The sequence below is a fragment of the Pseudomonas sp. BF-R-24 genome (assembly GCF_019947335.1).
Lineage (GTDB): Bacteria > Pseudomonadota > Gammaproteobacteria > Pseudomonadales > Pseudomonadaceae > Aquipseudomonas > Aquipseudomonas jessenii.
This window is the reverse complement of sequence record NZ_JAGYGG010000035.1, coordinates 48,571-61,295: the sequence shown is the minus strand read 5'-3', so window position 1 is coordinate 61,295 and position 12,725 is coordinate 48,571. Positions and strand designations below refer to the sequence as shown.

At 61.1% G+C, this 12,725-nt stretch carries 7 protein-coding genes; all 7 read right to left on the bottom strand.

All coding sequences use genetic code 11. The features are described 5' to 3' along the window. Window positions 1–72: 72 nt before the first annotated feature. Window positions 73–3,099 carry a multidrug efflux RND transporter permease subunit gene (locus KGA98_RS22860; protein ID WP_223503975.1) on the bottom strand — a complete coding sequence of 1,009 codons (3,027 nt, stop codon included), beginning with the start codon at window positions 3,097–3,099 and terminating at the stop codon, window positions 73–75. 13 nt (window positions 3,100–3,112) lie between these two features. Next, window positions 3,113–4,261, bottom strand: coding sequence for an efflux RND transporter periplasmic adaptor subunit (locus tag KGA98_RS22855; RefSeq protein WP_090457521.1), 1,149 nt, complete (start codon window positions 4,259–4,261; stop codon window positions 3,113–3,115). A gap of 202 nt (window positions 4,262–4,463) precedes the next feature. Further along, window positions 4,464–5,564, bottom strand: coding sequence for a DUF1513 domain-containing protein (locus KGA98_RS22850; protein ID WP_223503973.1), 1,101 nt, complete (start codon window positions 5,562–5,564; stop codon window positions 4,464–4,466). 14 nt (window positions 5,565–5,578) lie between these two features. Then, window positions 5,579–6,643: an imelysin family protein gene (locus tag KGA98_RS22845; RefSeq protein ID WP_057713455.1), complete on the bottom strand. Its 1,065-nt coding sequence runs from the start codon at window positions 6,641–6,643 to the stop codon at window positions 5,579–5,581. A gap of 27 nt (window positions 6,644–6,670) precedes the next feature. Further along, a complete protein-coding gene (locus tag KGA98_RS22840; RefSeq protein WP_223503971.1) occupies window positions 6,671–8,098 on the bottom strand; it encodes a di-heme oxidoredictase family protein in 1,428 nt (475 codons plus the stop codon). 291 nt (window positions 8,099–8,389) lie between these two features. Continuing rightward, a complete protein-coding gene (locus tag KGA98_RS22835) occupies window positions 8,390–9,739 on the bottom strand; it encodes an imelysin family protein (RefSeq protein ID WP_223503969.1) in 1,350 nt (449 codons plus the stop codon). Window positions 9,740–9,983: 244 nt separating this feature from the next. Further along, the gene (locus KGA98_RS22830; protein ID WP_057713458.1) at window positions 9,984–12,035 is read right to left on the bottom strand and encodes a putative bifunctional diguanylate cyclase/phosphodiesterase; all 2,052 of its coding nucleotides are present in this window, start codon (window positions 12,033–12,035) and stop codon (window positions 9,984–9,986) included. Window positions 12,036–12,725 lie beyond the last annotated feature (690 nt).

Below are 12,725 nucleotides of genomic sequence, written 5' to 3'. Positions count from 1 at the left end.
CTGTCAGTCGACATTGAGGTTGACTGGAATGACGCCTTCGCGAGCAAGCCCGCTCCCACAGGTTTTTCTGCATCAGGGTTTATCCGGCTTGGCCAGCAAGGTGTAGACGCAGGGCAACACAAACAGGGTGAACAACGTACCGATCGACATACCGGTCGCGATGACCGTTCCGATGTCGAACCGGCTGACCGCGCCAGCACCGCTGGCGATGATCAATGGCACCATGCCGAACACCATTGCCGCCGTGGTCATCAAGACCGGACGCAGCCGGATGGCCGCCGCTTCCTCCACCGCTTCCCGTGCGCTCAGGCCCTTGTCCTTGCGTAACTGGTTGGCGAACTCGACGATCAGAATGCCGTGTTTACTGATCAGCCCGATCAAGGTCACCAGCCCGACCTGGGTATAGATGTTCATGCTCGACCAGCCCAGGAACAGCGGAATCAATGCACCACAGATAGACAGGGGCACGGTGACCAGGATCACCAACGGGTCACGGAAGCTTTCGAACTGGGCCGCCAGCACCAGGAAAATGATCGCCAGTGCCAAGGCAAAGGTGACCCACAGGGCACTGCCTTCCTGAACGTACTGCCTCGATGCGCCGGCGTAGTCGAAGGCAAAACCGGCGGGTGCCTCTTCCCGGGCGATCTGGCGCACGAGGTCGATGGCTTCCCCCATGCTCACCAGCGGCACGCCGGACAGGATGGCCGAGTTGAGTTGCTGGAACTGGTTCAGCTGTCTCGGTCGGGCACGGTCGGTGACGGTGATCAGGGTCGACAACGCCAACAGTTCACCCTTGGTGTTTTTCACGTAGTAATTGTTCAGCCAGTCCGGATTGTCACGGAACGGCCGCTCGACCTGGGCAATGACCTTGTAGCTGCGACCTTCAATGGTGAATCGGTTGATCTCGCCTTCACCCAGCAGGGTCGCCAGGGTCCCCCCCAGGTCCTGCATGGAAACCCCCATCTGCGCAGCCTTGGCGCGGTCGATATCCACCACCACTTCCGGCTTGTCGAAGGCCAGGTCAACGTGGACAAACGCAAACTTGCCGGATTCCTTCGCACGTTTTTTTACCCGGTCGACCACCTGCAGCAGCAATTCGTAATCGTTGGCGGAGTTGATGACGAACTGGAACGGCACGCCTTCGCCGGTGCCCGGCAGCGACGGCAGGTTGAAGCCGAAGATCTGCAGCCCCGGGATCTTTTCCAGTTTGGCTTGCACCTCGGGCAGGATCGCCATTTGCGTTCGACTGCGATCGTCCCATGGCTTGAGCAGGAAACCGCCGATGCCCGATTGCACGCCGTTGAAACCGTTGATCTGGAACGACGAGTAGTACTCGGGAAATGCCTTGAAGATCGAGACGAACTCGTCGGTGTAGGTGTTCAGGTAGTCGAGGTTGGTCGGTTGCGGGGCATTGGCGATCATGAAAATGATGCCCTGGTCCTCATCCGGCGCCAGTTCCGATTTGGTGAAGTTGAGAAGGACCGGAATCAGGCACAGCACGATCACGGCGAACACCAGCACCACCGGCCGGGTGTTGAGGGTGCCGTGAAGCAGGCTCTGGTAGCGGCGCTTGAGGCGTTCGAAAATCATGTCCAGGCGATGGGCCAGGCCGCTGGGGTTCTCGTCGTGACGCAGCAGAAACGCACACATCATCGGCGACAGGGTCAGGGCGACGATACCGGAAATCACCACCGCGCCGGCCAGGGTCAGGGCGAACTCCTTGAACAGCGCCCCGGTCAGGCCAGTCAGGAAACCGATCGGTGCGTACACCGCCGCCAGGGTGATAGTCATTGAAACCACCGGCATGGCGATTTCCCGGGCGCCTTCAATGGCGGCCTCGAGCGGTGTCTTGCCTTCCTCGATGTGACGGTGAATGTTTTCCACCACCACGATGGCATCGTCCACCACCAGGCCGATGGCCAATACCATCGCCAGCAGGGTGAGCAGGTTGATCGAGTACCCCATCATCTGCATGAAGAACATGACGCCGATCATCGACAGCGGGATGGTCACCACCGGGATCACCACCGAGCGCAGGGCACCGAGGAACAGGAACACCACCACGATCACGATCAGCACCGCTTCGAACAGGGTCTTCACCACTTCGTCGATCGAGGCCTGGATGAACAGGGTGGCGTCGTAGGCGATTTCACCCTTGAGGTTCGGCGGTAGCTGGGCCTCCAGGTCCGGCATGATCTTGCGCACTTCCTTGATCACTTCCAGCGGGTTGGCACCGGGCGTCGCCTTGATGCCGATGTACACCGACGGGGTGCCACCGAACGAGCTGATGGAGTCGTAGTTCTCCGCACCCATTTCCACGCGCGCCACATCCCGCAGCAACACTCGGCTGTCGCCATCGACCTTGAGCGGAATCGTCCCGAAGGCTTCGGCGGACTTGAGTTCGGTATTGGCGTTGATGCTGGTGACCACGTATTCGCCCTTCACCTCGCCGGCGGCAGAGAGGAAGTTGTACTGGCGCACCGCGTTGGTCACATCGCTGGCACTGAGGCCGAAACCCGCCAGCTTCATCGGGTCCAGCCACAGGCGCATGGCAAATACCTGGTTACCGAGGATCTCGGCTTCGGCCATGCCGGGCAAGGTCGCCAGCTTGGGCTGGATCACCCGTGACAGGTAGTCGGTAATCTGCGGGTTGCTCAACTCCTTGCTGAAGTAGCTGATGTACATCAGCACTGACGCATCGGCAGACTCTTTGCTCAGCACCGGGTCTTCAGCGTCCTGGGGCAGCTGGTTCTTGACCTCGTTGGCCTTGGCCAGCAGTTCGGTAAACAGACGGTCGCTATTGGCGCCGACGCGCGCGTAGATCGAGATCACCGAGAAGTTCTGGCGACTGACCGAGGTCATGTAGTCGATGCCCTCGGCGCTGGCCAGGCTTTGCTGCATCGGTTGGGTGATGTAGCCCTGGATGGTCTCGGCGTTGGCTCCGGGGTAGGCGGTGGTCACCGTGATCAGGGCGTTTTCCATTTGCGGGTACTGGCGTAGCGGCAGCTTGCTCCAGGCCTGGAAGCCCAGCAGCACGATCAACAGGCTGACCACGGTAGCGAGAACCGGACGGCGGATGAACGGGTCGGTAAAAGCCATGGGAATTCCTTGATCAGTCCGCGCGTGGCTGGCTGTTCTGCCCGGCCAGGGTCTTGTCGTCGCTGATGGCAATGCGTGAGCCGTTATCCAGTTTGAGCTGGCCGGCGGTCACCACTTTCTCGCCGCTCTGCACGCCTTTGGTGATCATCACTTGCCCATCGCGGCGTTCGCCGGTCTCGACAAACCGCCGTTCGGCGATCAGCACCGGTTGGCCCTTGTCGTCCTTTACCAGGCTGCCATCCTCGGCTTTCTTTGGTACGGCCACATACACCGAGTTGCCGTAGAGCGTGTAGGTAATCGCGCTTTCCGGCACCACGATGCGTGGCTGCGGGTCGGGCAGGAGCACCTGGAGGCTGGCGAACATGCCTGGCATCAACTTGCCGTCGGGGTTGGCCAGGGTGGCGCGGACCTGCACGTTACGGGTGCTGTTCTCGACTTTAGGGTTGATTGCACTGATGGTGCCGGGGTACTCCACGGTCGGATACGCCGCGACAATGACCTGCACTGGCTGGCCGAGCGCAATCTTCGGCACCGACTGCTCGGGCACAAAAAAGTCGACATACAAGCTACTGAGGTCTTGCAGGGTGGCGATCATGGTGCCACTGGCCATGTAGTCGCCAACGTCCACCTGACGAATGCCAATGGTGCCGCTGAACGGCGCGATGATGCTTTTTTTGCCGAGCGCAGCCTTGAGTTGATTGACCGTGGCCTTGCTCTTTTTCAGCACCGCCGAAAGTCGGTCGAATTCGCCTTTGGAAATGGCCTGGCTGCCGACCAGTTGGCTACCGCGACCGTAATCAAGCTGTGCCAGCCCGAGGTCGGCCAGAGCAGTTTCCAGCAGGGCACTTTCAACGGCGCTGTCGAGGCGCAGGAGTGGTTGGCCGGCCTTGACCTTCTGCCCCGACTCGAACTGGAGATCGATGACGGTGCCATCGGTCTCCAGGCTCAGGTCCACCCCCTGCAATGCCTTGAGCGTGCCAACGGTAGGCAGGCGGGCTTGCCATGGGCGCTCGGTGGCGGTGGCCACGGCAACGCTGACGGCCGGTCTGGGCACAGAGAAGCCTTGAACCATCGTATAGATCGAGAAGGCTTTGTACGCAGCCAGGGCCAGCACAATCAATAGAACCACACCCAACATGATCAGCATGCGGCGACGCAGCATATTCCAGTTCCTTGGAGAAAATCAGGTGAGACAGCGGGGAACATTACCGCGAGTGTAGAGGGTAAATCCAACTGCCGTTTTTACAGGTTGTGAGGTATTAGAGGGGGGAAAGCCTGAAAAGATTCGCCGTCTCGGTTCTCGCCTGCGGGGTGTACGTCATCCCGATGCAGGTGCGGCCCAGGTCGGCGATCTTTTCAATGATTCAGGCCATCAGATGCAGATGGTTGTCCCAGAGCCCTGCGGGTAGCTCCAGCGGTTTTGCAACGAGGTTTGTCTGGCGGCAATCGTAGTAGCGGCAGCGCCCCTGTCCCGAGGTCACGACAAAACCATCGGCCACGGCACCGACCCCGGCGCAATCGGGCAGTGGCGCGTCCAGGCGTACTTCACCGCTGTCCAGGTCCCAGATGAAAAAGCGGTTGCCCCGCGGTGCGGTCAACGCCACCAGGCGCAAGTCGCTGTGTATTGCGACGCTGGCGGTGTAGTGTCCCATGGCCTGCAACTGGTGCTCGGGTACCGGGAACGCGACGAAGGGCTGACCGGGGCGCTTGATCGCCAGCAACTCCGACGACTCGTGGGCCGCCCCCATGAACTGCTGGCTGGCGACGATGGTGCCGTCGCTGGCGATGGCCAGATGACGCACGCTGTTCATCTGCTGGGCGAGGGTTTCCTTGCTCAGCAGGGTGCCGTCGCGGTGCATCAGGACCAGGCTCGGTTCCATGGCGTTGAGGTTCATCTCCACCCGGCTTTCGGCCTCGGTGCGAATCCCGCCGTTGGCCACCACCAGGGTTTCGCCATCGGGCATCCACGACACCTGATGCGGACCGAGGCCGTGGGTGGAAATCTCACCGCTGTGCACCAGCCGTTCGCCTTCGAACTTATACACGCCGAGCAGGCCGCGCCCCGGATCGGAGGTGTCGTTTTCCGTGGCGTACAGCCAGTCGCCGCTGTGGTGAATGACCGCGTGCCCGTAGAAGTGCCGGTTCGGCTGTGACACCACGATTTGCAGGAGCGCGCCGTCGCGCAGGTCGATCAGGTAGCTCTCGGTGCCCGGACGGCGAGCGACGAACAGTGCAATCGGCTGTGTCGGGTGGTTGATGATGTCGTGGCAACGCTGGCCGACCCGGGTGGCGAACACTTGGGTGCCATCGAGCCGATAACCGACGGCGTAATGCTGGCCGTCGGTATCGTCCCGTGCCGAAAGCAACAACGGACTCCTGTCCTTTTGCTTGAACAGCTTCCAGCCGCCCAGCGTCACTGCACCCAGCAGCAAACTACCTAATGTCAGAACCTGGCGTCGCAGCATGGAACCGGCCCTCATCAGTCACCGTCGTTGGCGTTGAAGCCCAGCTGGATGCCCAGTGCCTTGGCCAGATCGGCCTCGTGCAGGCGATGGACGACGTTGAGGCTGTCATACAGCTCGTTGAGTTGCTGGCGGCCGGCCTCGTCATTGAGCATGTCGGTCAGCGAGCGCTGGTTGCCGGCGAACAGTTTCAGCGAGGCGGCATAGGCTGCATCGATCTTGTCGGCCAACGGCTTCTGCTCGCTCGGCAACAGGCCGCGCAGGCCTTTGTTATCCACACCTTCCCAGACGGTCCTGGCGGCCGCGAGGCTGGCTTCGAGGCTGGTCAGGGACGCCTGGCTGCGCCATGCATCGGCCTGGAACGGTTGCGGCACGCCCTTGCTCTGGCGGCCCATCGGCGTGCCGAGCTTTTTCTTCAGGGTGTCGATGGCGGTGACCTGCACGCGCAGTAGATCGGCGATCGCCTCATGGGAGTCCGCGTAGCGCTGGTTCGGGAACTTGCTCATTTGCGCGAGCATGCCGTCGGTGTTGTTCCAGGTTTGCAGAATTTCTTCGGCCAATTGCTTCTGGCGTTCGCCGATGGCGATCAGCAGCGGGCAGTATTTGCTCTTCTGCTCAGCGTTGGCCACGTCGGGCTTGCTGTCGAACAGAATGTATTCGTAGGCCGAGAGCCCCTGTACCACGACGCTGGACTTGGCCAGGGCGGCGGCATCGATTTGCGGCTGGGCGGTGACCAGTTGCTCGACCTGACGGCCGACCAGGTTTTTCTTGTCCGGCCAGAACTGCACTTGCCACGAACGGTTGCCTTCGGCCAAAGGCCCGATCAGCAGCGGTTGCAGCTCGGCCCAGGCTTTTTGCGCATGCAGGAAGTCGGCACGGGCTGTTTCCAGGGTTTCCTTGCCTTCGCAGTAGGCGAGGGCGCTGACCGCCAATTGACGATCGGCCTCAACCCAGCGGGTGTAGGTCGGCAGGATCACCGACTTGGCAATGGCCGCCGACGTGACCGCTTGCGGGTCCTGGGGCGAGCAGGCGCCCAGGGCGAGGGCGGCAAGGCTGGTGAACAACAGTTTGGGACGGAACATGTCGGGCTCCCGCGAGTGGAATGCGTGTTAAAGGGAATTCAGGAACGCCAGCAACGCGGCGCGTTGCTCGGCATTGAAAGACAAAACCTGTTGTTGCGCCGCAGTCGCCTCGCCGCCATGCCAGAGCACGGCTTCGAGCAGGTTGCGGGCGCGGCCGTCGTGCAGGAACTGGGTGTGGCCGCTGACCGCCTGTGTCAGGCCGATGCCCCATAACGGCGGGGTGCGCCATTCGCGGCCGCTGGCCTGGAATTCGCTACGGTTGTCGGCCAGGCCGTCGCCCATGTCATGCAGCAGCAGATCGCTGTACGGGCGAATCACTTGATTGGCCAGTTCAGGTTCGGCGGCGTTGGCGACGGTGGTGTATTTCGGTGTGTGACAGGACTGGCACCCGGCCTGATAAAACAGGGTCTTGCCGGCCAGCACTTCAGGGGCGTTGACGTCACGGCGGGCCGGTACGGCAAGGTTGCGGCTGTAGAACAGCACCAGGCGCAGGATGTTGTCGCTGACTTCCGGCTCGCCATCGGGGCCGTTGCCACTGGGTGCCTGTTTGCAGGCCGTTTGCGCGTCCGTGCAGTCATCAAGGGGTCTAAGGCTGGTTGTGAGCCCCATATCTCCCGAAAACGCGTGGACATTCTGTTGATTGAGGTTCGGTTGTCCGGCTTTCCAGCCAAAGCGTCCCGGAACGGTCTTTTGCAGAGCGTCATCCCAGACCCGGTTCGGTCGCCCGCTGATGCCTTTGTTCGCCTTGGCCTGTGCCTCGGCGTTGGCCAGGATCGCCTCCTCGGGGATCGCTTCGAGCAGACCCAGGCCAATCATCGGTGGCGCCACACGGGCCGAGAAACGGGTGTCGGGGTGCATCGGGCCGTAACCCAGCTGGGTGATGTTCAGGCTCGGTTTGCGCAGCTCGACTTCGGTGCCGTCCTTGAAGCGAACCGGCACGGGGGTGTAATCGACCCGCACTTTGCCTTCGGGGGCCACGCCGGGTACGGACATGTCCTGGAACTGGCCGCCGTAGACGGGCTCCGGCACCACGCCGAGCTGTTCGATGACCTTGGCATACGCCGGGGCGTCGGGAATCGACAGGCGTACCAGCATCGACACCGCGTTCACATCGTCGGGCGTCGGCGGATGGCCGCGGCCGTCCTTGATGTGGCAGCCCTGGCAGGCATTGGTGTTGAACAGTGGACCGAGACCATCGCGAGCGGTCGTCGTCGACGGGGCGATCACCCAAGGGCTGCGGAAGAAGCTGTTGCCGACACTGAAATCCACACGCCGTGATGGCGGCAGGTTCGCCGAGGGCATGGAAAACGCGTTCTGATCGGTCTTGCGCACCGTCGCACTGCCGCCGGAGCGGGCTTCACCGGGTTCGGCCCGGGTGAATTTCGGGGCGTCATCGCAGGCACTCAGGCCCAGGGCCAGAAACAGTGCGGACAAGCGAAGAGGCAGCGGGGGCATCAGACATCCTGCAAGACGAGCAAAACAAGGGCGCAAAGTCTAACAGGGGATGGGAATTTGAATAAGAGGAATTATCGTTTGCTTGATGTGAGGCAAGAGTCTATCTGCAAACCACGATCCCCTGTGTAGGAGCGAGCTTGCTCGCGATGGACGTGAACGGTGACGCGTGCTGACTGGAAAAATGCGTTGCCTTCAAATTCATCGCGAGCAAGCTCGCTCCTACAGTGGTCAGTGTTCCGGCCAACAAAAAAGGCGACCCGAAGGTCGCCTTTTTCACTCAGCCAGCGTTGATCAGAATTCGTGATCAGCGTTGTCCGGGTTCAGGTCGGCGATACCCAGTTTGCCAGCGGCGGCTTCGATCGAACCGGTCTGCTTGACCAGGGACGCGATAGCGTCACGGACGATCTGGTTGCCTGCGGTGTTGCCGGCAGCGATCAACTGGTCGTAGTGCTCGCCCTTGTTGGCGTGGTCGACCATGACCTGAAGCTTGGCTTCAGTGGCGGCCAGGTCGTCTTTGAGCGCGGTGTCGGCAGCCGGGTCGGCTTTGGCCACCAGGGACGACAGGCTGGCGCCGGTCATTTTGGTGCCATCGACGCGAGTGTATTCACCCAGGTACACGTTACGAATGCCCTTGGCATCGTAGAAGTGCGAGTTGTGGGTGTTGTCGCTGAAGCAATCCTGTTCGTCTTCCGGGGAGTTGGCTTCCAGGGAAACCTTCATGCGCTCGCCCGCCAGTTCGCCCAGGGACAGGCTGCCCATGCCGAACAGCATTTTGCGCAGGCCGGTTTCAGCCGGTTCTGCTTCCAGGGTGGCGCGGTAGTTGTCGGCCACGTTCGGCTTCCAGTTACCGACCATTTCTTCCAGATCGCTGACCAGCAGCTGGGTCACGGACTTCAGGTAGGCACGACGACGATCATTGTGACCGCCGGTAGCGCCTTTGCCTTCCAGGTAGTCCGAAGCCGGACGGTTGCCGGCGCCAGGGCCGGTGCCGTTCAGGTCCTGGCCCCAGAGCAGGAATTCGATGGCGTGGTAGCCGGTGGCGACGTTGGCCTCGGAACCGCCCAGCTCGTTCAGGCTGGCGAGTTTTTCCGGGGTGATGTCTTTGACATCGACCTTGTCTTCGCCGATCTGCACTTGAGTGTTGGCGATGATGTTGGCAGTGGCACCCGGGTTGCCCAGGGCGTGTTCGTAGGATTTGTCGACGTAGTCGATCAGGCCTTCGTCCAGCGGCCAAGAGTTCAGCTGACCTTCCCAATCGTCAACGATGGTGTTGCCGAAACGGAACACTTCGCTCTGCAGGTAAGGCACGCGAGCGGCAACCCAGGCAGCCTTGGCGGCTTTGAGGGTGTCGGCGTTCGGCTTGGCGAGGAAGGCGTCTACGGCGGTTTGCAGGGTCTTCGCGGTGGATTCGGCATCGCTGTAAACGGCGAAAACGATGTCGGCGTAATGGGCGACAACGGCTTTGGCGGCAGCTTCGTCGACTTTACCGGCAGCGGCAGGCGCAGTGGCTGGAGCAACCGGGGCAGCCGCAGTGCTGGCGGCAGGCGCGGCAGCTTTTTCTTGGTCTTTACCTTCGCCGCAACCGGCGAGGGAAATAGCGATGGCCAACAGACTGGCGGTAGCCAGAGGCATACGAATCATGGCGAACATCCTGCTTCGATAGGGGTGGAGTCGTGCTATGCACACGCAAAACTGCGACATAATGCAAATCTTTCGCATTATGTGTAAAGGGTTGTACCTGTAAATATTTCTTATTCACGTGGCGTGGCGCACGGCCTTGTAGGAGCGAGCTTGCTCGCGAAGCACTTCAAGGCGACGCGTTTTTTCAGGCTGCCCGCGTCATCGTTCACGATCATCGCGAGCATGCTCGCTCCTACAGGGGGGGTTACAAAATAGCCGCATTGCTGCGTTGGGCCTGCTTGAGGTAAACGCCCAGCTCTCGTGCCGGCAACGGTTTGCTGTAGTGATAGCCCTGACCTTCGTGGCAGCCTTCGGAAATGATGTAGGCCTCTTGCTCGGCGGTTTCCACGCCCTCGGCAATCACCTGCATGCCCAGGCTTTTGCCCAGCTGGATGATGGCGCGAACGATGGTCGCATCGTCGTCGTCATCGAGCAGGTCCTGGACGAAGCTCTTGTCGATCTTGATCTTGTCCAGAGGCAGGCTCTTGAGATAGCTCAAGGACGAATAGCCGGTTCCGAAATCGTCGATGGCGATCAGCGCGCCGGAGCGGCGCAGGCTGAGCAAGTGCTGGGCGGCGGTGCTGATGTCTTCCATCAGGCCGGTTTCGGTGACTTCCAGCTCCAGGCTGCGCGGTGGCAGGCGGTACATCTGCAGCAGGTTGTTGACCACTCGTGGCAGTTCGGCGTGGTGCAATTGAACCGTAGACAGGTTCACTGCCATGCGCAGGTCGGAGAAGCCCTGGTCATGCCACTCGCGTAGTTGTTTGCAGGCCTGGTCCAGCACCCATTCGCCGATGGCGATGATGGTGCCGTTCTGTTCGGCCAGCGGGATGAACAGGTCCGGCGGCACCATACCGTGCTCGGGGTGTTGCCAGCGAATCAGGGCCTCGACGCCCACCACGCGGTTGTCGCGGTAGCTGATCTGCGGTTGATAGACGAGGTAGAACTGATTGCGGATCAGCGCATCGCGCAGGTCTTTTTCCAGTTCGCGGCGGCGACGCATTTCGGTATCGACGCTGGCGATATAGAACTGATAGCGGTTGCGCGAACGGGTCTTGGCCAGCGTCATGGTCTGCTCGGCCTTTTGCAGCAACTTCTCGGTGCTGTTGCCGTCCTCGGGGAACAGGGTGATGCCGATGGTGGCGCGCAGGCGGATCTCCTGATGGTCGAGGGCAAACGCCGCTTCCAGGTCATCGAGAATGCTTTGCGCCAGCTCGGCGGCTTCGTAGGGCTGCTCGATATCGGCCTGGACCAGGGCGAACTGGTCGCCGCCGAGGCGGGCGAGGGCGCCCAGGCGACCGCTATGACCGCGCAGGCGATCGGCCAGGGCCAGCAACAATTGGTCGCCGGTCTGGTAGCTGAACTGCTCGTTGATGCCCTTGAAGTCATCGAGGCCGACACACAACACCGCGACCCGGCGCTGCAATTTGCCGGCGTCGATAAGGATCTTGTCCAGTTGCTGCTGCAATTGCTGCCGGTTCGGCAGCCCCGTCAGGAAATCGTACTGGGACATGCGCACCAGGCTGTTTTCCGCTTCGTGGCGCAGATGGGTATTGCGTTCGATGGATTCGAGCAACTGGTTGGCGGTGTTGATCCAGATGCCCAGTTCGTTGTTCTCGTGGCCCTTGAGCAGCGGAATCTTGTGTTCGCTGGGACGATCCGGATTGATTTCCGTGAGGTGCTCGATGATCCGCGACAGCGGCTTGGTCAGCAGCCAGTGGTAGACCAGGTACAACACCAGCCCCATGGCGAGCGCGCGCAGGACGCCGGAAATGAAGATGATCACCGAGCTGACAATGAACCCTTGGCCGTAGGTGGCGGTATCGAGGGTGATGCTCAGGTCGCCGTAATACTCACTGTAGGGCCCGCGACCGACCAGTTGGGTGGTAAAGGTGCGTTCCTTGCCAAGAATCAGGTCGGTCAGCCAGCGGCTGTGGGAGTGCTGCAATTCGCGGGTTTTTTGCGCGAGCATGGCTTCGTTGGGGTGGCCGATGGAGGCCTTGCGCACGGCGGCGTCCTGAAACAGGCCTTCGATCACCTGCATGCCCATTTCCCGGTCCAGGCTGTAGACGGCCTGGGTCGAGGGGTCGCGAAACATGTCGAGGATGCGTTCGGCATCGCTGGCGACGGCCTGACGTGTTTTATAGGCATCGAACACAATCTGCGCGCAGCTCAAGACCACGCCGACGATCAATGCCGAGAGGAGTACGACCCGGAGCAACTTCACCGACAAGCTGTTCTTGAGTTCCAGCTTCAAAGGGTTATTCCTTGTTCCGTGCGGGTAGCATCAAGTTGCCATGAGTATTGGCAATCCCGTGATGGCAGTCAAAGGGACAATCATCCTTGGGGGATTTTGCCTGCTGCTTGGCCGATTTGCAGTTGACCTGGCGAGTTAGCCTATTAGTACTGTGTCGGTTGTCGAGTCCTTCAACTTGAGGGGCGGGATGGAGATATTTTCCTTTTGTTTGATGTTAGTCGGCGTGGGCGGGGGAGCAAGGGGCTGGAGGCTGGTTTCATCTTGGGAAATTGGCTTCGTTCGGGTTTGGGTGGGGTACATATCCGTTTTTTTGGTAACGGCGGCTGGCGGTTTCGCCCTTACGGCGAGTCCCTTTTGTCAAACGACACAAAAGGAACCAAAAAGTCTCGCCCCTTACGTACGGCCCCTCGCTTCGGCTCGGGGTTCCTTCGCTCCGGCATTCATCCGGGGGCATCGCCCTCCGGTTGGCTTCGCTGGCACCTACATGCGATGGGTTCGACTGCGTCGAACGGCGCTGCGCGCCAATCCCCGGATGAACGCCTCCACTCAGCCTGCCGAGGGGGCGGGTGGATCAAGATCAAAAGCTGCAGGCGAGCTAACGCTCGGCCTGTTGAGTGGTGAGAAGCGTGGGTGTATGCCGATCTGCTTTTGCTCGGCTCTTCTGTGGGAGCGGGCTTGCCCGCGATGGCA